The sequence below is a fragment of the Thalassospira lucentensis genome, assembly GCF_001613805.1.
GTDB lineage: Bacteria > Pseudomonadota > Alphaproteobacteria > Rhodospirillales > Thalassospiraceae > Thalassospira > Thalassospira lucentensis_A.
Genome location: NZ_LPVY01000002.1, coordinates 236,375 through 262,488 on the forward strand (window position 1 = coordinate 236,375; position 26,114 = coordinate 262,488).

The 26,114-nt window shown below is 55.4% G+C and carries 29 protein-coding genes and 1 tRNA gene; 11 read left to right on the forward strand and 19 right to left on the reverse strand.

Features of this window, described 5'->3' with window-relative positions; genetic code table 11:
- Window positions 1-64 precede the first annotated feature (64 nt).
- On the forward strand, window positions 65-961 hold the full coding sequence (gene gcvA, locus AUP42_RS01500; protein ID WP_062948196.1) for a transcriptional regulator GcvA: 897 nt from the start codon (window positions 65-67) through the stop codon (window positions 959-961).
- Window positions 962-978: 17 nt separating this feature from the next.
- Here the strand turns inward: gcvA and AUP42_RS01505 are convergent, their stop codons facing one another.
- The 5 genes from AUP42_RS01505 to AUP42_RS01525 all read right to left on the reverse strand — a co-directional run bounded on the left by AUP42_RS01505 (window position 979) and on the right by AUP42_RS01525 (window position 6,876).
- Window positions 979-2,424, reverse strand: a complete 1,446-nt coding sequence (locus AUP42_RS01505) for a hypothetical protein (RefSeq protein ID WP_062948198.1) — start codon at window positions 2,422-2,424, stop codon at window positions 979-981.
- Window positions 2,421-3,551, reverse strand: a complete 1,131-nt coding sequence (locus AUP42_RS01510; protein ID WP_231858119.1) for a hypothetical protein — start codon at window positions 3,549-3,551, stop codon at window positions 2,421-2,423. Before AUP42_RS01510 ends, AUP42_RS01505 begins: the two co-directional genes overlap by 4 nt.
- Window positions 3,552-3,862: 311 nt before the next feature.
- On the reverse strand, window positions 3,863-5,020 hold the full coding sequence (locus AUP42_RS01515) for a homogentisate 1,2-dioxygenase (protein WP_062948202.1): 1,158 nt from the start codon (window positions 5,018-5,020) through the stop codon (window positions 3,863-3,865).
- 310 nt (window positions 5,021-5,330) lie between these two features.
- Window positions 5,331-5,963, reverse strand: coding sequence for a hydrolase (locus tag AUP42_RS01520; protein ID WP_062948204.1), 633 nt, complete (start codon window positions 5,961-5,963; stop codon window positions 5,331-5,333).
- A gap of 259 nt (window positions 5,964-6,222) precedes the next feature.
- Window positions 6,223-6,876: a hydrolase gene (locus tag AUP42_RS01525; RefSeq protein WP_062948206.1), complete on the reverse strand. Its 654-nt coding sequence runs from the start codon at window positions 6,874-6,876 to the stop codon at window positions 6,223-6,225.
- A 140-nt stretch (window positions 6,877-7,016) separates the two neighbouring features.
- On the opposite strand from AUP42_RS01525, the gene AUP42_RS01530 reads away from it, so the two are divergent.
- Together AUP42_RS01530 and AUP42_RS01535 are read left to right on the forward strand one after the other, a co-directional pair.
- Window positions 7,017-7,898: a LysR family transcriptional regulator gene (locus AUP42_RS01530; protein ID WP_062948208.1), complete on the forward strand. Its 882-nt coding sequence runs from the start codon at window positions 7,017-7,019 to the stop codon at window positions 7,896-7,898.
- Between the two features lie 30 nt (window positions 7,899-7,928).
- Complete coding sequence (locus AUP42_RS01535; RefSeq protein ID WP_062948210.1) at window positions 7,929-8,321, forward strand: GFA family protein; 393 nt, start codon at window positions 7,929-7,931, stop codon at window positions 8,319-8,321.
- A gap of 119 nt (window positions 8,322-8,440) precedes the next feature.
- Here AUP42_RS01535 and AUP42_RS01540 read toward each other — a convergent pair whose 3' ends face one another.
- The 6 genes from AUP42_RS01540 to AUP42_RS01565 all read right to left on the reverse strand — a co-directional run bounded on the left by AUP42_RS01540 (window position 8,441) and on the right by AUP42_RS01565 (window position 12,011).
- The gene (locus AUP42_RS01540) at window positions 8,441-8,944 is read right to left on the reverse strand and encodes an SRPBCC family protein (RefSeq protein ID WP_062948212.1); all 504 of its coding nucleotides are present in this window, start codon (window positions 8,942-8,944) and stop codon (window positions 8,441-8,443) included.
- Window positions 8,919-9,284 carry an ArsR/SmtB family transcription factor gene (locus AUP42_RS01545; protein ID WP_062948214.1) on the reverse strand — a complete coding sequence of 122 codons (366 nt, stop codon included), beginning with the start codon at window positions 9,282-9,284 and terminating at the stop codon, window positions 8,919-8,921. Before AUP42_RS01545 ends, AUP42_RS01540 begins: the two co-directional genes overlap by 26 nt.
- A gap of 109 nt (window positions 9,285-9,393) precedes the next feature.
- Window positions 9,394-9,470: transfer RNA gene (locus AUP42_RS01550), tRNA-Arg, on the reverse strand.
- Between the two features lie 142 nt (window positions 9,471-9,612).
- Window positions 9,613-10,137, reverse strand: coding sequence for an acyloxyacyl hydrolase (locus AUP42_RS01555; RefSeq protein ID WP_062948216.1), 525 nt, complete (start codon window positions 10,135-10,137; stop codon window positions 9,613-9,615).
- Between the two features lie 82 nt (window positions 10,138-10,219).
- Window positions 10,220-11,182, reverse strand: a complete 963-nt coding sequence (pip, locus tag AUP42_RS01560) for a prolyl aminopeptidase (protein ID WP_156484552.1) — start codon at window positions 11,180-11,182, stop codon at window positions 10,220-10,222.
- Between the two features lie 73 nt (window positions 11,183-11,255).
- Window positions 11,256-12,011 (reverse strand): hypothetical protein, encoded by a 756-nt coding sequence (locus AUP42_RS01565; protein WP_156484553.1) that lies wholly within the window; start codon window positions 12,009-12,011, stop codon window positions 11,256-11,258.
- Between the two features lie 266 nt (window positions 12,012-12,277).
- Here AUP42_RS01565 and AUP42_RS01570 point away from each other — a divergent pair, with 266 nt between their 5' ends.
- The gene (locus AUP42_RS01570; RefSeq protein ID WP_062948222.1) at window positions 12,278-13,759 is read left to right on the forward strand and encodes a M48 family metalloprotease; all 1,482 of its coding nucleotides are present in this window, start codon (window positions 12,278-12,280) and stop codon (window positions 13,757-13,759) included.
- Window positions 13,760-13,813: 54 nt separating this feature from the next.
- On the opposite strand, the gene AUP42_RS01575 is transcribed toward AUP42_RS01570, so the two are convergent.
- From AUP42_RS01575 to fdxA, 3 genes are all read right to left on the reverse strand, one after another.
- Window positions 13,814-14,620 carry a hypothetical protein gene (locus AUP42_RS01575; RefSeq protein WP_062948224.1) on the reverse strand — a complete coding sequence of 269 codons (807 nt, stop codon included), beginning with the start codon at window positions 14,618-14,620 and terminating at the stop codon, window positions 13,814-13,816.
- A 92-nt stretch (window positions 14,621-14,712) separates the two neighbouring features.
- Window positions 14,713-15,213, reverse strand: a complete 501-nt coding sequence (locus AUP42_RS01580) for a CarD family transcriptional regulator (protein ID WP_062948226.1) — start codon at window positions 15,211-15,213, stop codon at window positions 14,713-14,715.
- A gap of 297 nt (window positions 15,214-15,510) precedes the next feature.
- Entirely contained in the window at window positions 15,511-15,846 is a 336-nt protein-coding gene (gene fdxA, locus AUP42_RS01585) for a ferredoxin FdxA (RefSeq protein ID WP_007090191.1), read from the reverse strand.
- A 372-nt stretch (window positions 15,847-16,218) separates the two neighbouring features.
- On the opposite strand from fdxA, the gene AUP42_RS01590 reads away from it, so the two are divergent.
- The 5 genes from AUP42_RS01590 to AUP42_RS01610 all read left to right on the forward strand — a co-directional run bounded on the left by AUP42_RS01590 (window position 16,219) and on the right by AUP42_RS01610 (window position 21,744).
- The gene (locus tag AUP42_RS01590; RefSeq protein ID WP_062948502.1) at window positions 16,219-18,648 is read left to right on the forward strand and encodes a putative bifunctional diguanylate cyclase/phosphodiesterase; all 2,430 of its coding nucleotides are present in this window, start codon (window positions 16,219-16,221) and stop codon (window positions 18,646-18,648) included.
- Between the two features lie 64 nt (window positions 18,649-18,712).
- Window positions 18,713-19,087 carry a response regulator transcription factor gene (locus AUP42_RS01595; protein ID WP_062948228.1) on the forward strand — a complete coding sequence of 125 codons (375 nt, stop codon included), beginning with the start codon at window positions 18,713-18,715 and terminating at the stop codon, window positions 19,085-19,087.
- Entirely contained in the window at window positions 19,084-19,710 is a 627-nt protein-coding gene (locus AUP42_RS01600) for a chemotaxis protein CheC (protein WP_062948230.1), read from the forward strand. Before AUP42_RS01595 ends, AUP42_RS01600 begins: the two co-directional genes overlap by 4 nt.
- A gap of 14 nt (window positions 19,711-19,724) precedes the next feature.
- Complete coding sequence (locus tag AUP42_RS01605) at window positions 19,725-21,326, forward strand: ATP-binding protein (protein ID WP_062948232.1); 1,602 nt, start codon at window positions 19,725-19,727, stop codon at window positions 21,324-21,326.
- 37 nt (window positions 21,327-21,363) lie between these two features.
- Window positions 21,364-21,744 (forward strand): MerR family transcriptional regulator, encoded by a 381-nt coding sequence (locus tag AUP42_RS01610; protein ID WP_062948234.1) that lies wholly within the window; start codon window positions 21,364-21,366, stop codon window positions 21,742-21,744.
- Window positions 21,745-21,771: 27 nt separating this feature from the next.
- Here AUP42_RS01610 and AUP42_RS01615 read toward each other — a convergent pair whose 3' ends face one another.
- Window positions 21,772-22,182, reverse strand: coding sequence for a YbaN family protein (locus AUP42_RS01615; protein ID WP_062948236.1), 411 nt, complete (start codon window positions 22,180-22,182; stop codon window positions 21,772-21,774).
- A 163-nt stretch (window positions 22,183-22,345) separates the two neighbouring features.
- On the opposite strand from AUP42_RS01615, the gene arfB reads away from it, so the two are divergent.
- On the forward strand, window positions 22,346-22,762 hold the full coding sequence (gene arfB, locus AUP42_RS01620; protein ID WP_062948238.1) for an alternative ribosome rescue aminoacyl-tRNA hydrolase ArfB: 417 nt from the start codon (window positions 22,346-22,348) through the stop codon (window positions 22,760-22,762).
- Between the two features lie 14 nt (window positions 22,763-22,776).
- Here arfB and AUP42_RS01625 read toward each other — a convergent pair whose 3' ends face one another.
- Window positions 22,777-23,370: a TetR/AcrR family transcriptional regulator gene (locus tag AUP42_RS01625; RefSeq protein ID WP_062948240.1), complete on the reverse strand. Its 594-nt coding sequence runs from the start codon at window positions 23,368-23,370 to the stop codon at window positions 22,777-22,779.
- A gap of 283 nt (window positions 23,371-23,653) precedes the next feature.
- On the opposite strand from AUP42_RS01625, the gene AUP42_RS01630 reads away from it, so the two are divergent.
- Window positions 23,654-24,436 (forward strand): acyl-[acyl-carrier-protein] thioesterase, encoded by a 783-nt coding sequence (locus AUP42_RS01630; protein WP_062948242.1) that lies wholly within the window; start codon window positions 23,654-23,656, stop codon window positions 24,434-24,436.
- A 2-nt stretch (window positions 24,437-24,438) separates the two neighbouring features.
- Here the strand turns inward: AUP42_RS01630 and AUP42_RS01635 are convergent, their stop codons facing one another.
- From AUP42_RS01635 to AUP42_RS01645, 3 genes are all read right to left on the reverse strand, one after another.
- The gene (locus AUP42_RS01635) at window positions 24,439-25,053 is read right to left on the reverse strand and encodes a ribonuclease HII (protein ID WP_062948244.1); all 615 of its coding nucleotides are present in this window, start codon (window positions 25,051-25,053) and stop codon (window positions 24,439-24,441) included.
- Window positions 25,054-25,110: 57 nt separating this feature from the next.
- Window positions 25,111-25,626: a GNAT family N-acetyltransferase gene (locus AUP42_RS01640; protein ID WP_082824643.1), complete on the reverse strand. Its 516-nt coding sequence runs from the start codon at window positions 25,624-25,626 to the stop codon at window positions 25,111-25,113.
- A gap of 72 nt (window positions 25,627-25,698) precedes the next feature.
- The gene (locus AUP42_RS01645; RefSeq protein ID WP_062948246.1) at window positions 25,699-26,103 is read right to left on the reverse strand and encodes a Na+/H+ antiporter subunit G; all 405 of its coding nucleotides are present in this window, start codon (window positions 26,101-26,103) and stop codon (window positions 25,699-25,701) included.
- Window positions 26,104-26,114: the final 11 nt, after the last annotated feature.

Below are 26,114 nucleotides of genomic sequence, written 5' to 3' on the forward strand. Positions count from 1 at the left end.
CATAAACTAGCGATAACAAACCCAGATAAAGTGCAAATATCCTCATATTTCGAGCAATTAGATCATGAGCCGCCGCATCCCGAGCCTGAAAGCACTCAGTTGTTTTGAGCAGACCGCCCGCTTTGGCAGCGCCTCACGCGCGGCCGAGGAACTCTACCTGACACAAAGTGCGGTCAGCCGACAGATACAGGGGCTTGAAGACTGGCTGGGCTGCAAGCTGTTTGCCCGCCAGAAACAACGCCTCGTCCTGACATCAGAGGGCGAAAGCTATCTGCAGGCAATCCGCCCCGCGCTGGATCAGCTTGAAACCGCGACCCTGACCTTCCTGTCGGGCGGGGCCGAAGGCGGGGTTCTGACCATCGCCGCCCCACCGACTTTCGGGTCGCGCTGCCTGATCCCGTTGCTGCCCGATTTTCGCAGCACCCATCCCGATATTGTCATCAATTTCATTTCGCGGATCGGCATCCCCGATTTTGACCGTGAACAGATCGACATTGCAGTTCTGTTTGGCGATGGAAACTGGCCGGGGCTGGATGCGCATTTGCTGCATGGCGAGGAAATGGTGCCGATCTGCAGCCCGAAACTGATCGAGAATCTGGATTATTCACCAAAACCAAATAATCTTCGTGATTATTCACTTTTACACATAGCCACCCGCCCGCGTGGATGGAGCGACTGGCTGACCGCAAGTGGCCTTACCGATATTGATGGGGAAAACGGTCCGAAGTTCGAACATTTCACCATGGCGATGCAGGCTGCCATTGCCGGCCTTGGCGTGGCCTTGCTGCCGACATTCGCCATTGAGGACGAACTGGCCAATGGCCGGATTGTCGCACCGTTTGGTCCGCCGCGCGCAAGCCCGTTTCATTATTACGCCACCACCCCGACCGGCCGGTCACGCAACCCGAAAATCCGGGCTTTCATGACCTGGCTTGATCAGCGCAAAAATCAGGAAGCATAAAAGAAGAAAAAGAGCGACTAGCTTGCCTTTTTGCCTTCAAGCGCGCGCAGCGCATTCATGCCGCGACGGCGCAGCAGATCGGCTTCTTCGGGGCCGTCGATGATTTCAAGAAGACGGACAATCGCCATCAGGTTGCGCTGCGCATTATCAAGTTCGTCAGCATCAAGCCGTCCCATGCCATCCACGCCGGCACGGCCAATCTGGTTCAGCTTTTTCTTGAGCTCCACCACCGCCTTGGTTGCCGAACTTTGGGCCGCCAGAACGTGGGAAATGCGCGCCGTTTCAGCAATCGCCTCGGCCGATTGTTCGGCGGCAAGAACCTTTTCCTCGTCAAAGGGCTGGGCGAAAATCGGGCGCACACCCTGACGACCGGAACCCGGCCCCTGCTTGTTTTCAAGCAGGGGCAGGGCATCGATGATGCGATCCGGACTGGCGCCAAACATGGTATTGGCCATCGCCTTGGATACGCGACGGCGCGTTTCCAGAAGCTTCTCGCCCCAGCGACCATCCTTGCGGATATTAAACTCGCGCGTGATCCGGGTGAATTCGGACGCATACCAGCGGGCAAGCGACAGGATGTGATGCTCGCCCTTGCCAGTGCCGATACCCTGTTCGATCTCGGTCACGGTTTCGGCCAGAAGATCAATGATCAGATCGCCGGTGGTCGCCAGATTGGTGCTGGAAATTGTTCTGTCGTCGGCCTTGCTCGATAGCACGCGGATCAGTTTGAAAAGCTCACTCGGACGCAGCAGGCGCGCCAGAACCGCCAAAAGATAAACCGGTTCGTATCCCGGTTTTTCCTGCGAGATCTCAATAAACCGGTCGCGCAGCCAACTGATATCGGCCGTGCCCAGACTTCTGATCGGAGCCGATGGGAAACGTTTGCGCATCTGGGTGATTTCTTCGGCAACGTTCAGGATTTTGCCGATTTCCTCAAACGCGCGAAGATGACTGCGCGAACCAAGCCGCGTTGCCAATGCACGTTCGGTCTTCACCCCGTTCAGCGAATTTTCGATTTCTTGCGCAATACAGACCGACGCCAGCTTCCACATCCGGCGTTCAGCCTGTTCGAGCATATCCTGATCGCGCTTGGCAGCCGCCTTTTCAATGTCGGCAATCGCCTTGGTCATTTCAGGACCGCCGGACGTTTCGACCACCTTCCAGATCGGCATCAGTGATGAACGGCTGATGCGAATGCTTTTTTCCGCAGGTGGTGCCGACGTTAGCAAATCCTCGAACGGATCGCAGAACTGGCGCATCGGAGTTGGATATCGTTCCGGTTTTAACGATGCCAGACGCGGACGCAGAATTTGCAAAATCTGTTCATGGGGCAGCGGCAGCTTGGGGTCGGCACGGTCACTTTCGATCGCACGTGTAAAACGCGCGATTTCCGAACTGTTTAACGATTCAAACAGATCGCCAAGCTGGGAAACACCCATATTTGCGGCATTTTCAACCTTCACGCCGACTGCCTCCGGAACCGCTCCAGCCGGTCAACCATATCGGCGTCAATTTCACCACTGCCCAGTTTGCGCAATTCGGACGCCCAAAGCATCTGGTTAACACGTACATCGACCCAGAATTCATATTCAAGTTTCTCAAGCTCTTCGATTGGCAGGACCGGTGCGAAACTTGCGATTTCCTCGACAATCTCACGCTGGCGTGCCCTGTCATGCCCGGGGCGTGACCGCCACAAATCAATCAGTTCCTGCCATCCGTCAAGTACCCACCACAACCGGCCTATATCCTTTTGCAGATCGTCCCTGGCTTTGGACCAGTCTTTGAGAACCTTGCCAAGTTCATTATTCCACAAATCGATTTTGCGCAGCACCCGCACCGCATGATCGTTGGTTGCGCTGGCGGCATTGATCACACGGGTCGCCATGAAACGGAAATCTGACTGTTCGGAAATCGACCATTCCTCAACATCACCGGCAAGTTTCTGCAAACCCAGCGCAAGAAGGCGAAGCGGCCCTTCACAACCTTCGATCCCAAGGCCGACCGGCGCGCTCAGAACGCTCCATTCGCCAAGGGTATCAATGATCGAATCGTTTTCCAGACCGGCTGACGCCGCAAAGCGGTTCAATGCCTTGCGTGCGCGTATCTGGCCTTCCATCGTCAGAAGGTCTTCGCGTTTCATGTCCTGAACGTCATTACCGCCAAGCTGGCGCAATGCCTGATACAGCAGGGTCAGTTGCCCGAGTTCGCGCGCGGCTTTTTCTTCCTTGTTGCCGGTAATTCCGGCACGCGCCAGCGCAACGCCGCCAACACCGGTTACTGCCACCGCACGCGCATGTTCGCGCACAACTTCCGGGGTAAATTTTTCAAGCGTGATCAGGCGGTCAAACAGCATCCGGTCATGAACCGACAGATCAAAAACCTCGCGCAGGGTTTCAAGCGGCATTTCATAGGTGCCAAGCCCGCCCGAAAGCCCCGGCAGACTGACAAGCGTGCGACCGCTTTGGCCAATCAGCACACGGGCATAACGCAGGCTTTTGGTCGTGAAAGGTGTCCGCACACCGCGGGTAACGAATGACGCGGGCAAACAGGACAGTGCATCCGGCTGACCTGCACGACCAGAAGACGACATGCTTGCGTTATTATTTGCTAATTGCTGTTTGGTCATTCTCGGCTTTGATCAACCCATCCCGACAAATTCTATTCGTTGGCCATCTGCGCTGTCAGGTTTACGCCACGAGTGCCGCTGCCAAGCTTATACTATCGCGCAAGCCAGTCCATGACAAAGGAACCGGCATTTTGCAGATAAGCAGATTACCGGGACATGCTGATGAAACCCTTAACGTTCCGGATAGGTCAAACAAATCCGAAGATCAATGCCGAATGGTCACAAAAGTGCAGAAAGCCGCCTTGAAACAAGCACGTGCAACCATGAGCATGGCATCACAGTGTTTCTTTCGCCTTTTCCCACGTGTTGACATAGGCCTTCCATTCCGCGCCGTCCGGAATGCTTTCGTCAATATTGACCATTTCCGCACAATCAATCATCACAGCCACCTCGTCGGTTTCGACCGGCACCCTGATCATGGTTTTCTGATACGAACATGGATGCGGTCCATGCGGGAAGCCACTGGGATGGAAGGTTGCCATGCCCGGCTTGATATTGCCCCGGCTGTAGAATTCACCCCGGTGATAGAAGATGAATTCGTCGAAATCCTCGTTCGAGTGATAGAACGGCACGCGAAGCGTCCCTGATTCACCTTCGCCAATTTTCGGCACAAAGGTACTGATGGCAAACCGGTTGGCGACAAAGGTGCTGTGTGCCGCGGGCGGCACCGGCTGGCCCGGTTGGCGGTCCTGTCGCAAATCGCGCCAGTTCAGCCGCACGACACTAAGATCCCCCTGCCAGCCCACCGCATCCAGCGGGTTATAGGGATAGGTCAGTGTCGAAATCGCATTGCGACGCTTGATGTGAATTTCCCAATAGGCCTCGTCCTGCTGGGCGCGGAATTTATCGTCAATTCGTGGCACTTCAAAACGGGTCGGATTGATCGATGGATGACCGGCTGACTGGGTTTCGTTTGGCAGGCCAAAGGCATCATTGGTGGCCTCGACAAACAGGAATTCCGATGGTTCGGATGCCTCGAACCGCCAGGCCGTACCGCGCGGCAGCAGGATATAATCCCCATCACGATAGGGCATGTGACCGTAATCGCAATAAAGTGCACCATTGCCGTTATGCACAAAGGCCAGCGTATCACCATCGGCGTTACGCGCCAGCGCATGCATTTTACCATCCAGCCGCCAGTAACGGACTTCCATCACGCCATTATGCAGAATGCGGCGCGCCTGCAAGGGGCAATCCGGCCCGGCGGCAAGTTTGTTCAGATCAAAGGCACGCGGTCGAAGTGGTCCTTCGAATGATGCCCACCCTGCGGGGGGATGTTTGTGATAAATATGGGCCGATGGCCCAAGGAACCCGTTGCGTCCTATTTCGCGTTCATGAACGGTAACGGATGGGGAATTTGTTGAACCTGCGGCATTCTTGGACGCTGCAACGCAATTGCCTTCGCTGTTCGGAAGACGAATCCAGTTCTTCACCTGACACCTCCCGGCCGGATCGGCCATATGAAAGGGCTTGTCGGATTTGCCCGTTATATAAGGATATGTGCAGGCGCAAAGATCATTTCAAGACGAGCAAGATTTTGGGAAGTCACAACTTTTCGCTGTATTCGCCGCAAAGAAGCATCCTGAAGAACCGACCGCTATCGGCAATGGGTGCGTGGTCAGGCAGGTTTCTGTATTTCCTGACAGGCGAGGCCATCGCAAAGCGTGCCGGTAAATAAATGGCGGCGAACCCGGTTCCGATCGCCGCCATCATTCGCCATCTTTAATTCACAGGCCCCCTGGCCTATTTTTCGGCGGCCTTTTCGACGTTGAAACCGTCAAAATTATCAAAGACACCCATGAAACCGGGGACGGTTGCCTCGCGTGCCCAGTCCCGCTGGAGCTCGCAATACATCTGCACCCGGCTGATCAGTTTGACACCAGCCTGTTCCATACGACGGAGTGCCGCTTCGTGGGCGGCAAGCGACGTTCCACCAACCGCATCGACCGGCACGTAAACTTCATAGCCTTCCTGAATGGCATCAAGTGCCGGGAATGTCAGGCAGGCTTCGGTCCAAAGGGCGGTCATGATCAGCTTCGGACGACCGATCTCCTTGACGGCTTCCTTGAACCCGGTGTCCTCCCAGCTATTGATCGAGGTACGATCATAGGTCGGCAGATGGCCAAGCACGTCCTGAAGTTCCTGAATAGGCGGCTTGTTGCGACCGGTTTGGACATTGACGGTCGAATGGATGATCGGCAGGTCGTAATTGATCGCGGCCTTGGCGACGCTGGTGATGTTGAAGACCAGTTCTTCGCGGGGCATCGAACGGATTGAGGAAACCTGGATCGGCTGATAATCAATGACTATCAGGATCGAATTTTGCGGCGTCAGAAGTTGGTCGGTATGGGGATTACGGATTTTCTCGCTTGCCATCTGGCAGGTCCTTTTCCTTGGTTAAAGACGCGCTTCTGTTCGGGCAAATGGGATAGCGCGCGCCCCTTCACGATTTCGGCGAATTGCAGCCATGACTGCGGGCCTGGCCCTGACAATCGACGGCCAGTGAAATGAAGCTCAATGTCGGTGATATCGGTTAACCCGATCACCGGTCAGACGGCGTAAGGATAAATTGGGGATGACGAGGCAGGCCAAGGGCCAGCATTGCAGGGGGGCACTTTCGTCATCCCCGCCCGGATCAGTCCCGGGCGTTTGGAACCGGTGTGTTAAGCAGTTGCTGTTCCCACAGGAAGGCACTGCCGCTTGCACCGGCATGGTCTTTGAGGATTTCGGCCATTTCGGCAACATGTTCGGTCCGGGCCCAGTCACGTTGCCATTCGGATGCAACGGCCAGCCATGTCATCATGTTTGCCCCGGCGGCAATCATGCGCTGGATGGCGACTTCGTGGGCTTCGACCGAAACACCGCCGCAGGCATCGGTCACCACCGTCACATCCCAGCCTTCACCAAGCGCCTGTATCGTTGGCATCGCGACACAGACCTCGGTCCAAAGACCTGCAATGATAAGCTGCTTGCGACCGGTTTCCCTGACCGCATCCACCACCTTTGGATCCTGCCAGGTGTTGATCAATGTCCGGTCAATAATTTCCTGCCCGGGGAATACATCCGTAATCTGCGGGAAAAGGCGACCACCTTGGGCGGCGATCACGGTTGTCAGAATGGTGGGCACACCAAACGCCTTGGCAACCTTTGACAACCCTGCTGTATTGTTGATCACCATATGGGGATCGTGGCTGTTCAGATTTGCAAGCTGGTAGGGCTGATGATCGATAAGGACGAGTACCGAATCTTCGGGGCGAAGAAGTGAGTCAAGGCCGTTACGAAAAGTCATGATAATCCTCTGCAGCTATCGTGTGATTATTCTGCCGCAAGTCATTCTTGGGCTGCGGCTATATCCAAACTCTCATGGCTGCTGATGTTGCGGTACCGACCAACTCTGCTACGCTGTGTCGCAAAAACGGGAACACCAAATTGGACATAGAAGATCTACAAACATTCGTAGAAGTTGCTGATACTGGTGGTGTTACACCCGCCGCGCGTCGGCTTGGCGTGTCCAAGTCTGTCGTCAGTCGGCGGTTGATCCGGCTGGAGGCGGAACTTGGCGTTCAGCTTCTGACGCGCTCCACGCGCGGGGCTTCCTTGACCGAAGCCGGGGCCGTGTTCCGCGACCATGCGGCCAAAGCCTGGGCCGAAATCAACGAGGCAAGGGAAACCCTGCTGCCGACCGGCCAGCTTTGCGGACTTTTGCGGGTTTCCTTACCGCTTTCCTTTGGGCCTGATCACTTCGCGCCAATACTGTCGGAAATGGCAAAGCGCTATCCCCTGCTGCATATCCATACCTGTTACAGTGATCACGTCGTCGATCTGATCGAGGGGGGATTTGATTGCGCCGTGCGCCTTGGACATCTTCAGGATTCCAACCTGATCGCAAGACGTGTCGGACCGATCTATGGAACGGTTGTTGCGAGCCCTGACTATATCAAAGCGCACGGTGCCCCCGAAACACCGGAAGAATTGCAGTTGCATCAGGCTCTTATGAAGGGAAACGAAGCATGGCAACTTATGGATGGCGACAAAGTCATCACGGTTCGCCCGCAAGGCCGCTTCAAGGCCGATAACGGCACAGCACTGGTTGCAGCCGCACTTGCGGGGCTTGGCATCGGCTATCTTCCCGATGGCCTGATCAGCGATCATATTGCGTCGGGCGCGCTTGTTCCCGTGATGCAACGTTATCCCATTCCACCTGCGGGCATTTATGTTGTCCGCCCGCCATCCCAGCATCCCGACAGAAAGGTTCGCGCCCTAACCGACCTTCTGATCGAGTATTGTGGTACGGACGCCCGCATTCAGTAATGCACAGCAGTTTCACAAAGGAGGAAGCCAATGGACAAAATCACTGGTGGTTGCCTGTGCGGCAAAGTCCGGCTTGTGGCATCCGGAAAGCCATACCGCGTGGGCCTGTGTCATTGCCTTGATTGCCGGAAACATCACGGCACGCTTTTTCATGCATCGGCGGTTTATCCCGAGGATGCGGTAACAATCGAAGGCGACGTCCGCGATTATCAGGGGCGCTATTTCTGCCCGACCTGCGGATCATCGGTTTTCGGGCATAGCGGGGATGAAATCGAAGTCAATATCGGGTCGCTTGATGCCCCCGATCAGTTAAAGCCCACCTACGAACTTTGGACCATCCGCCGCGAAAACTGGCTGCCTGAATTTCCGCTTGCGAAGCACTATGAACGGGATCGGGAAGGTACGGGTCGTTCGGAAGAATAGCCGCCCGACAGCTAATTCTGACCATCAGTAAGGATCGCAGGCTAAGTTTTTCATGCTTTGCAAACGATTTTCATGTGCAGCACGTGATACGTGCTGCACAAGATTAAAGCCGCTTGCAATCAGGCATTTTGCATGGCCGCGACATGTCGTACCAGTTTATCGAGTGTCTGATAACCAAACTCAACGGCACCAAAGCCAATTGTAGCCTCGCGTTGCTCTTTTGTCGGGTGCAGCTGGCGCAACGTTACGACGGTTTTGCCATCGTTTTGTTCATCGAATGTGACGATGACCCGGAACCGACCGGGGTCGTTATCCTTGTCCGAACCATGGTCCATTTCCAGCAATTGCGGGGCATCAACCTTCAGAAATACCATCCGATTGTCATAGCGTTTTCCATCTGGTCCCCAAAAAATGAAACGCCAACGCCCCCCGACACGAATGTCGATTTCCAGTGTTTCGACACCAAAGCCCTCTGGCCCAAACCATTTCGGCAGGTGCTCGGGATCGGTCCAGACTTTGAATACCAGTTCTCGCGGCGCTGCAACGACGCGCGACAAGACGATTTCGCGATCACGTGACCAGATATTCAAGGCAACGTTATTTTCTTGGTTTGCTTGTGTCATGTTGTGCTTTCTCCGCATGAAGTTCGAGAGCAAGAGCTTCCATCCGATCCATGCGTCCCTCCCAAATCGCCCGTTGGTCGGCAAGCCACTTGTTCGTTTCATGCATCGCTTCAGGTTTCAGTTGACAGACCCGCTCGCGCCCCACTTTCTGCGAAGTTACAAGGCCACTTTCTTCGAGAACCCGGATGTGCTTGAGCAGTGTCGGCAGCGCCATCGGCATCGGTTTAAAAAATTCACCGACCGCGCATTCCCGTTCGCTCAGGCGCATTATGATTGCCCGCCGAGTGGGATCAGACAGCGCGTGGAAAAGACGATTCAAATGGACATCATGGTTAGTCATATGGGTAACTATATACCTTCCACATAAGTCGTCAACAATAGTTACCCATTTAGCTATCTATTGTTGACAACTTATTCTGTATAGACGGGAAATATTGGTGCTGGAAAAATGGTGCGCCCGACAGGATTCGAACCTGTGGCCCCCAGATTAGGAATCTGGTGCTCTATCCTGCTGAGCTACGGGCGCACTTTATCGGCAAGAGGCATTCAATTAGCAGCTTCGATAGCTGCGATCAATCCGGCAGCGAACCAAATTTCGCCCTTCATTGACCAGAAACGCAAAAAGCCCCGCAGATACCGGGGCTTGGTGCATCGTTCCAAAGCGAAGATCAGTTAAAGATGGCGTCGATCGGAATCGCATAGGTCAGAGACAGAATTTCCGTACCCGGGTTTTCGTCGCCGATGCTGGCATTCGAAATGTGAGCAATGCCAAGACTCAGACGTTCGCGGCTGTCAAAGCGGAAGCCGAGCTCAAGGCCCGAACGGAATTCGATCCAGTGACCAAGGTCTTCGCCGTCACCCTGATGATAGGCACCGACCGAGGTATAGATGCTTGAAACGAAGTGATCGCCCCAAAGCACATCCATCGCAATCCCGCCATAACCGTGTGCCGCCTTGTCGCTGGTGACCATCAAACCGGCAATCGGGCGGGCAACGCCAAACATCGCATGCTGGAAACGGTAATCAAGACGGAATTCAGCCGCCTCGTCATCCTGCGTGATATCGACCATACCGGTCGAAAATTCCAGCAGGCCGGAATCGTTATTATTTCCAAGAAATTGCTGCGCCTGTGCAGCGCCTGCAAATCCTGCCACCAGAAGCAAGGCAAGGATTTTCCCCAAAACCAACCGCATCAACTTAGTCCCCTCTAAGATCATGTCGGGCGTATACTACCCAACCGTATGATATAGACAACAAAACAATGAACCGGCAGTTTTAATTTTTATCAAATCCGGTGCCATTAAAGGAGTTCGTGGCGCGCACAAGTTCACGCACGATCCCCGGCTCACTTGCCGCGTGACCGGCATCCTCAACGATATTCATTTCAGCATCCGGCCATGTCGCGAGCAAATCAAACGCGGAAACCGGCGGGCAGACGATGTCATAGCGGCCCTGAATGATCCGGGCGGGCAAATGACGAATGCGATCCGTATTCTGAAGTAACTGGTCGGGCGTGAAAAACCCCTTATTGACGAAGTAATGATGCTCCAGCCGCGCCAGCGCAAGTGCGATCCCGTCGCTTTCGAAATCCTCGACCAGACTGTCATCGGGAAGCAATGTGCAGCAGGTGGCCTCATAGCCCGACCATGCACGCGCCGCGGCAATGGCAGCGGCCTCGCCTTCCTTGCCGGCAAAGACATCACCAAATCGCTTCAGCAGGGCAGCACTTCCGGGATTGCGATCAAACCCCACAGCCGCAAGGAATTTCTTCTCGGCCTCGGCAAAGATTTTGCCCATGCCATCCATGAACCAGTCGATTTCCTGATCCCGGCACAGGAATATCCCGCGCAGGACAAAGCCCAAGGCACGTTCCGGATGGGCCTGTCCGTAAGCCAGCGACAGCGTCGATCCCCACGAACCACCAAAGACCAGCCATTTATCAATACCGCGATCCTCACGAAGGGCTTCGATATCGCCGATCAGATGGTCGGTCGTATTGTTTTCAAGACTGCCGAACGGACGGGATTTACCGGCACCGCGCTGATCATGCAGGATCACCCGGTATTTTTCGGGATCAAAGAAGCGCCGCGCATTTGGCGACATCCCGGCACCGGGCCCGCCATGCAGGAAAACCACCGGAATGCCGTCGGGGTTGCCAAGTTCTTCCCAATAGATTTCGTGCCCATCGGGCCGTTCCAGCCAGCCGGAATAAGCGGGTTCAATCTCGGGATAAAGCATTGGGGAGCCTCTTGGAATCTATCGTCCCATTCTTCTACACGTCTAAAGTGTTATTGGACAAGTCCAAAGCCGTTTACGGCTGACCGACAGACTGTTCCACACACAGGGACGCCGGATTGGCGAGTTCAAGATAGGGGCCACCGCGGTCTTCGATCAGGCCGCGGACCCGGATTTTCCGGCCAATCCAGTCTTCCATATGCTGCCCGGTGGCGGCGATGACGTTACGACGGTCGCGGTCGATCATCACGGTGAAATCGTCGCGCCAGTTGGAACCGAAATTAAGATAACTGCGCCATTCCCGGTCTTCGATACGTTCAAGAATCCCGTCAATCACCGCAAACCGCCCGATGGCCTGCGCGGCATCGGGCAGATCACCCGCCAGCCCCGATGAACCGGCATAATGGTAAGCCGGGTTTTGGCTGCTCGCCCAAAGTCCGGCCTGCTGCGTCATGGCGGATTGTTCGGCTTTAATCAGGGTATCAATCGGGCGGTCGCCTTCGGGCAGAAGGATCACAAGCCCCTGTTCCAGAAGCTTTTCCTGCCACAACCCGCCTGCGTTATCCTGCATGTCGGCGACGTGACGCCCGGCAAAATCCGGATTCTGGCCATATGCGACGAGGCCGGTGATGGTATTGGCTGTGCCCTTCATCAACACAAGCGCGGCATTTTCAAATTCCGGCACAAAGGCGATATCGGCCAGACGCCATAGGATATCGGCCTGCGCGGCTGTGATCAGAGCATCAACAGCATCAAACCTTGCCATTCGGACCGGCATGACAGGAAGATCACCGCCACGCGCTCCAGCGACAACCCCATCAGCATTGGCCACGTCAATTTTGGCAGAACCAAAGTCAGGGCCACATATCCATTCCTGTGCATGCGCGGGGGTGGACGTGACTGCAATCAGGGATGCCGCAAACAGGCACCCTGCAACACGAACAGCAAAGTTCGCCGCAAAATTTCCCGATTTTTGCGAATATGTTTGATTGCTGCAAGATATTGATTGGCAAGCCAACACGCGCTACCACATCGTAAGGGATAAAATGGCGTTTCCGGCAAAGGATACGCATCGCGGGCATAAGAGGAAAGACTTCAATGAGCTGGCTTTTTCATCGCAAGACAAGACGATTGGCAACCGCCATTGGCGCACTTGGCCTGATTGCCGCCCTTGCGGGTTGCTCGACCAATCGTGCAACAGGCGAAGACAGCTTTACCGCCTTTATGTCCCCCGAGCAGGAAAAACAGGTCGGTGCCGAGGAACATCCGAAGATCGTCCGCGAGTTTGGCGGCGATTATGATGAAAAAGACCTGCAAAGCTATGTCACGGAAATCGGCAACAAGCTGGTGGCAGTATCCGAGGCACCGGATGAAAAATTCACCTTTACCGTGCTTGATTCACAGGTGATCAACGCCTTTGCACTGCCTGGCGGCTATGTCTATATCACCCGTGGTCTGGCGGGACTTGCCTCGAACGAGGCGGAGCTTGCCGGGGTTCTGGCCCACGAAATCGGCCATGTGGTCGCCCGCCATTCCGCCCAGCGTTACAGCCGCGGTGTCCTGACACAAATCCTTGCCGGGGGACTATCGGCTGCCCTTGGCAGTGGTGCGGGCGATATCGTTGGTGCCGGGGCGAATGCCTATCTGAAGTCGTTTTCGCGCGAACATGAATTTGAGGCCGACATGCTGGGCGTGCGTTACATCACGCGCGCCGGATATGACCCGGAAGGCATGGCATCTTTCCTGAAAAAACTGCGTGCCCATTCGCGCCTGCAGGCGAAGCTGGCCGGACGGTCACCCGACGAAATCGATCAGTTTGATTTCATGGCTACCCACCCACGCACCCTTGACCGGATCGAGCAGGCCCACAAAGCCGCCAACGTGACCCCGGTCGCCAATCCCGAAGTCGGCAGCGTGCGTTATATGCGTGCGATTGACGGTATTATTTATGGTGATGGCCCGGATAACGGTTATGTGCGGGGCACTGCCTTTATCCATGTGCCGCTTGATTTCCGCTTTGACGTGCCCGACGGATTTTCAATGATCAACCAGCCCGATGCCGTCATCGCCCAGGATGACGGCGGCGCGCAGATCGTGTTTGAAGGGGCGCCAAAGGCCAAGGGTGTCGGACTTGATCAATATCTGGCACGTGGTTTTTCCAGCAAGATCGCGATTACCAATATCGAGAATATTGATATCAACGGTCAGGAAGCCGCCACCGGCTATGCCGACGTCAATCTGAATTCCGGCGGGAAGGCGCGCCTGCGTGTGGTCGTGATCCGGCACGGCGAAAACGCCTATCAGTTCCTGTTCATCACACCACTTAATAAGGTCGATGATTATAACGTGGCGTTACGCCGCACGACGTACAGCTTCCGGCCGCTCACCCGCGAGGAACAGCAGAAATTCCATCCGCTGCGGATCAAGGTGCGCGCGGTGAACCCGGAATATGACCTGTCGACCTTTGTCGGTCAGATGGCGGTATCACGCGAACCATCCGAAACCTTTGCCGTGCTGAACGGGCTTGCACCCGGCCAGCCACCGGCAACCAATTCGATGGTCAAAGTTGTGATTGATTAAACAAAAAGGGCAGCAAATCCGGTTTGCTGCCCTTTTTATCTGACATTTTTCAAATCAGCTTTCGATGCGATCAATGATCGTGCCGTCACGGCCAATCGCAACCGCGATCAACTGACCACCCCGCCCGGCCCCGCCATCAATCGACAGGGTGAATTCGCGTTCCTGCAAGCCGGCATTGCCCGGTGCCGATCCGCGGACGATCCGGCGGCAATCGTAATAACGGTCCGTGATGCTTTCAAACATCGACCCGCCCCACCAGAAGGTATCCGTCTGCCCGGTCAGCGGGCGCGATCCATCGAGCCCCGCATGAACGAAAATCAGTGATCCGTCGGTGGCATAGGCCGCGTGTTTAAGATCAGACAAAAGTGAACTGTGCCCGGGCTTTCTGCGGAAGGCTTCGCCGAACTGGCCGGTCCATTGCGAAATGGCATGTGCACCCTGCCGCATCAGGGCCTGCGTATGCGACGGATCAAAGCCATAGGCCCGAAGTGTTCCGGCAATACCGCGCGACAGCATCCAGTCAAATACCTCGCCCGGGTTGGGGGCGAAATGAATCTGCTGCAATTTACTGAGCATTTCTTCGCTCGCACCGCGCAGAAAGGCGATATCGGCGATATCAACACCATCCTTGGCAAGGAAATAGCGGCGGAACAGCAGCACTTCATTGATGGCGCCCGATACGGCCTCGGCCGTGCCATCGCCCCAGTAATTGCCAAGATAGATCAGACGATCACCCGCCGCGATTTTACCCCGAAGCTTGCCATGAATGGCCTGCAGCGCGGCAAGATCGCCATTGATCGCACCAACGGTCCAAATTTTGTCCGCCGGTTTTATCGGTGCCAGAACTGCGCTCATCGCCATAACGTGCCCAAAATAAACAAAACCGGCCCAAGATTACCTTGTAGGCCGGTTTTTAAAAAGAGGTCTCTGTATAAGAAAGCTGTACAGACGTATCAGGCAGCTTTCTGCAACAGTTTTTCGAGCTTGCCCGATGCCTTGTCCTTGTCGATCTTTTCGATCGCGGCCAGTTCATCAACGAGGCGTTCAAACGCTGCTTCGTAAATCTGGCGTTCGGAGAACGACTGTTCAGGCTGGGTGGCGGTGCGATGCAGGTCACGAACCACTTCGGCGATCGAAACCGGATCACCGGAATTGATCTTTGCTTCGTATTCCTGCGCACGGCGCGACCACATGGTGCGTTTGACGCGTGCACGGCCCTTAAGGGTGATAAGCGCCGAGTCCATCTGTTTTTTCGAGGACAGCTTGCGCAGTCCGGAGTTGCCCACCTTATTGACCGGGACGCGCAAGGTCATGCGGCTCGATTCAAAAGTGATGATGTAAAGGCGTAATTCCTGACCCGCGATTTCCTGGGTTTCCAGGCCATCAACACGGCCAACACCGTGTGCGGGGTAAACAACGTAATCGCCAACAGCAAAGGGCAACTTATCCGACATCAAGCTTCCTTCCGGCCCAAACAGGCCTGGTCATTCAACTGTAACACTATAGACCCAGCGACGCGAAGAGCTTCACACGACCATGCTTTTGGCGAAGTCGCGGTTTTTGACAGGATATAATAACGGAGATCCGACTGCGCGGAGCGAGCCTGCCGAGCCCTTGAACGCGAGTTGCCCACAATAACACAAAGAGCCGGCCTATCACAGATTTTTTCCGTGCGACCGGCTCAATGCAGCCATGCGCCAATAAAATTAGGGCGCAAAAACAGTTGTTTTACAGGCGCTTAACGCGTGCGATCAATCACCGGTTCCCGGTGCTTCGCTAAGCAATTCGGTCTTGCCCGACTTGCCATTCCATTCGTCGGCATCGGCCGGTGCATCACCCTTGCGCGTAATATTCGGCCAGACTTCCGCGAATTTGCGGTTGATTTCGAGCCAGTTATCCAGATTCGGCTCGGTATCGGGAATAATGGCCTCGGCCGGACATTCAGGTTCACAGACACCGCAATCAATGCATTCGTCCGGGTGAATAACCAGGAAGTTTTCACCTTCATAGAAGCAATCGACGGGGCAAACCTCGACGCAGTCCTGATACTTACACTTGATGCAGTTTTCTGTCACCACATAGGTCATGGTGTAACTCCGTTCAGGTTGCGAGGCCGTGATGCGGCTGCGCCCGCGCTCGGCCTTGTTCTCTCTCGGGGATTGGGTTATCACGCACGACGCTTGTGTGCAACTCCAATAAAATCCCATTTTTTTTAGTAGTATTGCTCTTTCGACGCATTGCGATATCGCAGATTTTTAACGCGCATCGGACAGGCAAAATCGGCTTTGGGCGGAAAATACAGATTTCGTCGCCTTTTTCCAGTATTAGAAGCCGTGCAACAATTGCTTTTGACGCATTAAGCACATAGTCTTGACTGTGCAAATGGTCATAGAGCCATGCAGGGGTGTGGATTGGCGGAGGGTAGCCTGAAAACGCAACGGCTCAGATGGCGTGATCGCTTGTCTGTCAAACAGGCACGTGCAGCCGTCATAATCACCCTTTTGATTGGTCTGTTTTTCAGTTTTGCCCAAATTGCCTGGGACCTGCATGAAGAACGCAACCTGATCGACAGGACCGTTAATCAGGTTTTGTCGACTTTGCGCGAATCCGCGACACAGGCGGCCTATGGCCTTGATGAAACGCTTGCCGCGCGCGTTGTATCAGGCCTGTTTGAATACGAACCGGTTTACAGCGCAACCCTTCGTGACAATTTCGGCAATGTGCTGGCGCAACAGTCACGCCCGCAATCGTCATCGGGCCGCTCAGCCCTGACCGAAATGATGTTTGGTAACAACCAGCAATATGATGTCCCTCTTGAAATCGGCGAGAGTCGCGATCTTGTCGGGCATCTTGTGGTGCGGATCGATACCGATCTGATTGCTGACGGTTTTATCAATCGTGCAACCCGTATCCTGACATCTGGCATTTTGCGCAACTTCCTGCTCGGCCTTGCGCTGGTTGCATTCTTCTATCTGACCCTGACCAAACCGCTTTTGCGCATATCCCAGGCCGTCATCGGCATTGACCGCGACAATCCCGATGCCACCGGCATCACGGTTGCCCGCCATCATGAACGCGACGAACTGGGTCTGTTGTCGCACTCGGTCCGATCACTGGTTGACGGTATTGCGACCTCGCTTGGCAAATTGCGCCAGACCGAACAGCAGATGCGCGATAACGAATCCCGTCTTCGCGCCATCGTCCAGAACGTTGCCGACGGCATCCTGACGATCACACCGGGCGGCACCATTGTTGAAATCAACAACGCATCCTTCCCTTTGCTGGGACTTTCCGAAGACGAAACACCAAAAGGCCGGTCCTTTCTTGAATTCGTCGCCCCGCGTGCGATCCCGCATTTCGAAGAATGCCTGACCGAGCTTGCCGGTTTCCAAACCCGCGACCATGTGGCCGAACAACGCCTGACATTGCCGCTGGTACGTCAGGACAAGACCGAAATTGAAGTCAGCGCGGCCTTCCGCCCGATCCCCGAGGCGGAAACACCACTGATCACGGCTGTTCTGCACGATATTACAGCGCGCAAGCGCTACGAGGAACAACTGGTCTATATGGCCAACCACGATGCGCTGACGAACCTGCCCAATCGCAGCATGCTCGAATACAGTCTGAAAACGGCTCTGGAAGGTCACAAGCGCGATGCACAGGGACCGCGCGACCGGGCCACTGCCATCCTGTTTATTGATCTGGACAGATTCAAGCTGATCAATGACAGCCTTGGCCACAATGTCGGGGACTTGCTGCTTAAGGCCGTTGCCGACCGGCTGCGCCGGGTTGTCAGCCGACAGGAGGTCGTTGGCCGCCTGGGCGGGGACGAATTTCTGATCATCATTCCGCGCCTGCGCGAAACACAGGACGCCGCAACACTTTCGCAGGCGGTTCTTGATGCCCTGTCCCCGGCCTTTGATATTCAGGGGCGGCAATTGTTTATCACGCCATCCATCGGGATCGCCCTTTGCCCTGCCGACGGGGATGATTTCCCGACCCTGATGCGCAATGCCGATACGGCAATGTATAGCGCAAAGGCCCGTGGTGGCGGGACCTATCACTTCTTTACCAAGACGATGAATGAAAGCGCGGTTGCCCGTCTGGCAATTGAAAACGATCTGCGCGAAGCCCTTGCACAGGGTCAGTTCGAACTTTACTACCAGCCTAAAATAGATTTGGCTTCCGGCGGTCTTGCCGGACTGGAAGCCCTGATACGCTGGAACCAGCCGGGACGCGGATTTATTTCCCCGATGCAATTCATCCCGGTTGCCGAAGAAACCGGCCTGATCGGCAAGATCGGGGAATGGGTGCTGCGCCGGGTCTGTGACCAGATCCGCGAATGGGATCTGCTCGGCCTGCCGCCTGTCAGCATTGCGGTTAACCTGTCGCCCCGCCAGTTGATCGAAGGCAGGATTACCGAAACGATATCGCGCATCCTTGACGAAACCGCGACACCGGCATCACGTATTGTCCTTGAAATCACCGAAACGGTGATGATGCATGAAATCAAACGATCCGCATCAATCCTTGATGAATTGCGGAAACTTGGCCTGCAGATTGCCATTGACGATTTCGGTACCGGATATTCCTCGCTGGCCTATCTGAAACGGTTGCCGATCAATTCGATCAAGATCGACCGGTCGTTTGTCCGCGATGTGACGACCGATCCCGACGATGCCGCGATCACAAATACGATTATTATCATGGGTCATAATCTGGGCCTGAAAGTCGTGGCAGAAGGTGTCGAAACCCAGGAACAGCTTGATTTCCTGCGTGAACATGGCTGCGACGAAATCCAGGGCTTCCTGATTTCCGAACCGCGGCCGGCAAATATCATCGCCAAACAGATCGAACAGCTTTCGCGCAAGGTTGCGCCTACTCTATAATCGGACCTATCCTTGCGGATGGCGCTGATACCACAAAAACACAAACCGAAGATCCGAGAAAAACATGTCCCAGAAGCGATCCGTCCTGCTTGTCGATGACAGCAAATTTGCCCGACTGCTGGTTAAGGCCTTTATCACCAGCAACTTTGCCGACTGGCGGGTGGATGAAGCCGAAGAAGCCGAAAAAGCGCAGGCAATGGCGGCCGAGCACGCCTATGATTACCTTGTGATCGACTTCAACATGCCGGGCATGAACGGGCTGGAATTGGGCGAAAAGCTTCGCGCGGCTTATCCCGATGCTGCAATTGCGCTTCTGACCGCCAATATACAGAAGGAAATCCAGAACAAGGCGGCGGGACTGGGCATGGATTTCATTGCCAAACCGCCGACCGAAGAAAAGATTTGCGATTATCTGAAAGGCAAGGAAGCCGGGCGATGATCGATCTGAGCGAGCTTGAACATGACACGATCAGTGAACTGATCAATATCGGGGTCGGTCGCGCCGCCGCGTCACTTTCGGAAATGGTTGATCAGCCGGTCGAACTGACGGTCCCGACCATCACCTTTGTCGAACGGTTTTCCGATTCAAACCTGACATCGTCGCCCGAAGAAGTGGTTTCCGCCGTCAGCCAGACATTCGATGGCCCGTTCAAGGGCGAGGCGATGCTGGTTTTCCCCGAAAAACGCAGCCTTGAACTGGTGCGACGGTTGCTTAAGGTTGATGTGCCGCTTGATACCCTGACCGATCTGGAACAGGAAGCCCTGATGGAGGTCGGCAACATCATCCTGAATGCCTGTCTTGGCAGTATTGCCAACGTTCTGGGCGAGCCGATCAATTGTTCGATGCCGACCTTCCGCAAACGCGAAACCAAGGCGCTTTTGAATGATGAGGCCGCGTACGATACCACCTCGGGTAAAATGCCGGTTCTGATGATCCTGCATGTGCAATTCATGCTGCGCCAGAATGATATTGATGGTTATGTGCTGTTTGTCATGGATCTTGACTCGATCCAGACCCTGAGGGAACTCGTGCGGCGTTTCCTTGAAAACTCGCTCGGTTAACGGGCAGCAGCGCGATGACAAAACCCACCTCCCCGATTGTCGATATCAAGGATGCCGCAGAAGCCGCCGACCTTTACGGCAATCTGCTTGATACAGCCGATGTCGGCCTTGTGGTGATCGGGGCAGACCGGGCCATCTGCCACTGGAACCAGTGGATGCAAAGCCGGTCGGGGATTTTGCACGAACAGGCAATCGGTAAACGGTTAAGCGCCCTGTTCCCCGAAACCCGGTTGGGGCGCCTGTGCCAGGCCATTCAGGATTGCCTGGAATTCGGCATGCCTGCTGTGATTTCGCCGTCCCTTAATCAGGGGGCCCTGCCGCTTCGTCCGCTGCCGCAATTTGCCGCGACATTTGAACGCATGGAACAATCCATCCGTGTTCATCCGATCACGACATCGCGCGGGGACAAGCTGTGTTCACTGACTGTACGTGACGTCACACTTGCCGTGCAGCGCGACCGGCTTTTACGACAGCAGGCCGCCGAATTGGCCGAGCTGGTGACCCAGACCCGACGCAGTGAAGACCGTACACGTGCGATTTTGCAAAACACCATTGATGCGATTCTGGTCGCATCCGATGACGGCAATATCGAACCGCTTAATGCCCGTGCTCAGGAACTCTGCGGCCCCGAAGGCGACCCGGAACTGAGCAACATCATCCGGTTTTTGCTCCCCGACAGCAAACATACCCCACCGCAACGCCCGACTGCGGACCGTCTGCTGACCGATCTTGGCACAGGCGTGATCGAGGTTCTGGCCTGCACCAAAAACGGCCGCAACGTGCCCCTTGAAGTCGCAATCAGCCACTTTTCGGCTGACGGGCGATATCATTACATCATCACCCTGCGTGACATTTCCCAGCGCAAACGCCATGAAATGGAAATCCAGCGCACCATGGCGGAACTGGAACGATCCAACAGCGAGCTTGAACAGTTTGCCTATGCCGCGTCCCACGATTTGCAGGAACCGCTTCGCATGGTGTCGAGCTATACGCAGTTGATCGCGCGGCGATACAAGGACAAGCTTGACGAAACCGCCGACGAATTCATTCATTATGCGGTCGATGGCACCCAGCGCATGCAGCGCATGATCGATGATCTTCTCACCCTGTCGCGGGTCGGGCGGCATGGCAAACCGTTCCATGCAGTGCCACTTGACAGCCTGTTTGACGCGATTGCCGCCAATTTCCGGCGGGCGGGACTGGGTCCGGCGGGCAACATTGTTCGCGATGGCTTTCTACCAACCGTGACCGGTGATGCCAGCCAGCTTTTGCTGCTGTTCCAGAACCTTGTTTCGAACGGCCTTAAATACAGTGATCCCGACAAAGGCGAAGTGCGGATCTATGCCGGGGAAACCGATGAAAGCTGGAAGGTTTTTGTTGCCGATAACGGCATCGGTATCGAACCGCAATATCACGCGACAATCTTTGAAATCTTCAAACGTCTGCACGGTTACGGGGAATATGCCGGGACCGGCATCGGGCTTGCGATCTGCAAAAAAATCGCTGACCGGCATGGCGGCACGATCACGGTTGAAAGCGAACCGGGAAAAGGCAGCACGTTCTGCGTTGAATTGCCAAAAGAATTGCCGATTGTGATCGCACAAGAAAGCATGTAGTTTTCGTTTACGTAAGCGTAAACCTGAACGGGATGTCATGAACGACAGCTATTCCATCACCGACCTTGCCCGCGAGTTCGACGTCACGACGCGTACCATCCGTTTTTACGAGGACCAGGAACTGATCGCGCCAGCGCGTCAGGGGCAGACCCGCATCTATAGCCAGCGTGACCGTGTGCGCCTGCGTCTGATCATGCGCGGCAAACGGCTTGGCTTTTCGCTTAAGGAAATCCGTGATCTGCTGGACCTGTATGATACGGACCGCAGCGAAATCATGCAGCTGACCATCCTTGTCGACAAGATCAATGAGCGCCGCGATACCCTGCGCAAACAGCGTCAGGATATCGACGCGACACTCGATGAACTCGATAAGCTCGAAGAAACCTGTCAGGAAGAACTGACCCGTAAATCGGGCTAAGCGGCAATACCCCAACCCCCGACAGCATCAGACGCCTGTGCCCGGCTCCCCGCCCTGTGTTACCGGGATGGATGCGGGAATGCGCGACGGGCGTGACAGGATGAAACAGCTGACCGGGATTGCGACCAGCAACTGGATCATCACGACCCAGCGGTTTTCAACAAAGATCAGGGATGCGGCAATCACCACGACAAAGGCCGACATCGCCATGATCTTGGCCCGACGGTTGATCACGCCATGTTCGGTCCAGTGACGGATGGACGGGCCAAAATGTGGATGGTTGTAAATCCACGCATGCAGGCGCGGCGATCCTTTGCTAAACAGCCAGGCTGCCAGCAGCATGAAGGGGGTGGTCGGCAGAATTGGCAGAAATGCGCCCACAATGCCAAGTCCAACCGAAAGCCAGCCCAACGCCAGATAAAGATACGATGCCTGCACGTCTTATTTCCTGTTTACAGCCCTGCCCGCCCCTGACAGGGTAAGTGCCTTCAATGTAGGTGGAATGCGATCGATTTTCAATCGACAGCCCCCACCGGTTTCCGGGCATCCGCCGTGCAAGTTCGCCGCACAACTTATCGCCCCATTACTTAGACGATCCGCCATGCTCGAAATCTCAAATGATCTTTACCTTGATGAACGCCACCTGCAATTCCAGTTCGTGCGTGCATCCGGTCCGGGCGGCCAGAACGTCAATAAAGTATCGACCGCGGTTCAAATGCGCGTGCGCATCGATGATCTGACGGAATTGCCGCAACGCGTGCGTGATCGCCTGCGCGAACTGGCAGGCAGCAAGCTGACCAATGACGGGGAAATCATCTTTGACGCGCAGCGTTTCCGCACACAGGAACGCAACAAGCAGGACGCGATAGAACGGCTTCTGGCACTGCTGCGCAAAGCCGCCGAACGCAAAAAGTTCCGCGTCAAAACTCGCCCGTCCCTATCGGCGAAACGCAAACGGGTCGACACGAAAAAGAAACGCGGCGATGTCAAAAAGATGCGCCAGCGACCGATGGATTAGACGGCAAAGCCCGATCACGAAACCGGGCATTTATGCAGCCAGTCATCCATAAGGGCCGCCATTTCCGAATTTTCCACGCCCGTCTGTGACAGCGACTGCCATGTCGCAAATTGCACCGCGTGCCGCGCAACAGCCTTGCACATTTTGCCCTTGCGCCGGGCGTCGGGAAGGCTTGCCAGCACATCAACACACAGCATGTCGAGATAGGCATCAAAGCCCGTCATCTGTTCGTGAAGCGCCGCAACGCTCTCCCGATCCCGATAGCAATGATCCCACATATAGGCCGTCTCACCATAATAGTGATAAAGCATGCTAAGGATCGCAAGGCCCCAGTCACCCTCTGCCACCGACTCGCGCCATGATGCGGGATCAGGCGGCGGGTTAAGGCTCCGCCAATGTAACAAGCACGCATCAAGCAGTTCATTTTCTTCGGTAAAATGCCGATAGACCGTCAGGCGCTGCACCCCGGCGCGGTCGGCAATCGCGCTGATGGTTGTGCGTGCAGGGCCGACTTCACCATGCAAACTCATCGCGGCCTCGACAATCTTCAGGCGCGTTTCATCTTCTTTTTCTGCGCGTAACGTCTTGTTGTATTTTCGCTTTTCCATTTAATTAAACATCACTGTTCTTTTAAATTCAATCCAAGGGAACTGTATTCTTCGTTTTAAATGAACGCATATGTTCATTCACTTTTTTGATAGTTCCCCAAAGAGCCACAAAATACACATGATGCAGCCCACCCCTGAATTTAACCATCATCACCAGCTTTGCCGAAATGAGCAAGATGAACCTTCGGGACATCCCGGTTCGTATTGCGAATTTGCAGTCCGGATTTGCAAGCAGCCAACCGGGTTTCTATAACTGTCATCGAATGACACAGGATTGGCCGACATGATCATCGATTGGGACGAAATCGCCAGACCGGCCCTGCCCGCCAATTGCGGATGGCGCGGCACCTATCGCGTGCGATATTCGGAAATTGGGGATAACGGCCTTGCGATGCTGCCGGCCCTCGCCGATTACATGCAGGATGCGGCCGGCTGGGGCGCCCGTATCCTGAAACTGGCCTATGACGATACGATGGATCAGGGCATGGCATGGGTGCTGGCGCGCATGGTCATTCATGTGCGGCGCTATCCCGGCAATGGCGAGGATATCATTGTCGAAACATGGCCATCGGGCGTTGCAAGACGTGTTGCCACCCGCGATTTCCGTCTGATCGACGGCAAGGGTGATGTGATTGCGGTCGCGCAAAGCTTCTGGGTGATGTTCGACCTGATTGAACGGCGCGCGGCAAGCTGGCCTGACTGGATCGAGGAAAGGCTGCCAAACACGCCCGGCCCGAAACTGATCGCGCCGCCGTTTCGGCCGCCCTTTACCAGCGACCCGTTACCCGAAATCGACAGCATAAAGGCCCGGCCATCCGACCTTGACCTGTATGGGCATGTCAACAATGTCCGCCTGATGCAGTGGGTCCTTGGCGCAACCGGTGCGGATGCAAAACCGGACTTCCATCCCGAAAGCATCGATATCCAGTTCCGTACCGAATGCCGGGTTCAGGAACGGGTCACGGTGCGCCAGAAGGACGGATTTGCCGCGATTACACGCGACGGAGACGGTGTTGATCTGGTGCGTGCGCACGTCGTGCCCAAAAACCGTACCGCATTAGCCTAGGATCAGGACAGAATTCCGAGCAATTCGGCAATCGGCCTGAAACTGCGGCGGTGATGCAGGGTTGGGCCAACAATGCCAAGCCCGTCCATATGCTTTTTCACCCCATAACCGGCATTGCCATCCCAGCCGAAATGCGGATAGCGCACGGCAAGGCGGGTCATTGCGCGGTCGCGCACGACCTTGGCAACGATGGATGCCGCCGCGATGGATAATGATCTGCCATCGCCCTTGATGACCGTTTCCACCGCACAGGGCAGCCCCGGGTCACGATTGCCGTCCACCAGCGCCTGATCGGGGCATTGCGGCAGGCGCGCCACCGCACGGCGCATGGCGACATATGTTGCCTGCAGGATATTGATCCGGTCGATCTCGCGGACAGATGCCGCACCGATGCCAACCTCGGCACAGCCCATGATCAGCTCAAACAGAAAGTCGCGTTTCTTGACCGACAGCTTTTTGGAATCGTTAAGTTCCCCCAGAAGGACTTCCGGCAACCGTTCATCGCGCGGCAGAATAACGGCCGCCGCAACCACCGGCCCGGCCAACGGTCCGCGACCGACCTCGTCGATCCCGGCGATCCGCCCGCAATACTGATCTTCGATGCTGAAATCCGGCATGTGAAACGCGCCCCTCCTGCCCCTTGTCATAACAAGATCAGAGGCAGATCGGCAATGTCATCTATGAGAACGTTTTGCAAAATCATCCGCCGTGATCGCATATTGCACGATATCGTTGTCGTCCTTGTGAGGACACATGCCGATCTTTCGCGCCACCGCAAGTGACCCGATATTCCGGGCATCGATACAGGCAATAAAACCGGGCAGTTTCATTTTTTCAAACCCATGCGCCAACAGGGCATTGGCGGCTTCGGATGCGTATCCCCTGCCCCAGAAAGCCGGTTTCAACCGCCAGCCGATTTCGATCTCGGGCCCAACCGCATCCTCGGGGATCAGGAGTACCCAGCCAATGAAACGATCCGGTTCCGTTTTTAAAAACAGCGACCAGTATCCAAGCCCCGGCCCGTAATCCATGGTGATGCGATCATGGATAAAGGCACGATGTTCGGTTTCGTCCGCCCATGGCCCCTGAACAAAGTCGGTCACACCGGGTTCACGATCCATCGCAAAGCAGTCTTCAAGATCATCCAGTGTTCGCGGACGCAGCCAAAGCCGTTCGGTTTCAAGGATCATGCGGTTTTCCTGTTAACAGCATACCAAAACGGCACCGCATGAACGGTGCCGTTTGCAAATCTCCACCCGTGTTCACTTCTGATCGGGTTTGTATTCCTCGCTGGGGTCATAGCCATCCGGGCCGACCGGATCAAAGGTTGCCCAGCCTTCGTCCTGACCGCTTTTCGGAAGGTCCGCGTGCGGATCGACATGACGCAGCATATAGGCCTTGGCGATCAGGTTCGCGGTAATCGGTGCCGTCAGGAACAGGAACAGCGTGATCAGCAATTCATGTATGGTGAAATGCCCGCGTTCGATCCAGAAGAACAGCATCGATGCGATCAGGATTCCGCCAACGCCAACCGTGGTTGCCTTGGTCGGCGCATGAAGCCGCGGCAGCAATTCGCGCAGTTTGAGCATCCCGAACGACCCGATCAGCAGGAACAATCCGCCAATCACGATCAGAACGGAAATGACGAGTTCGGCAATAAACGGCATCGTCTCTCTCC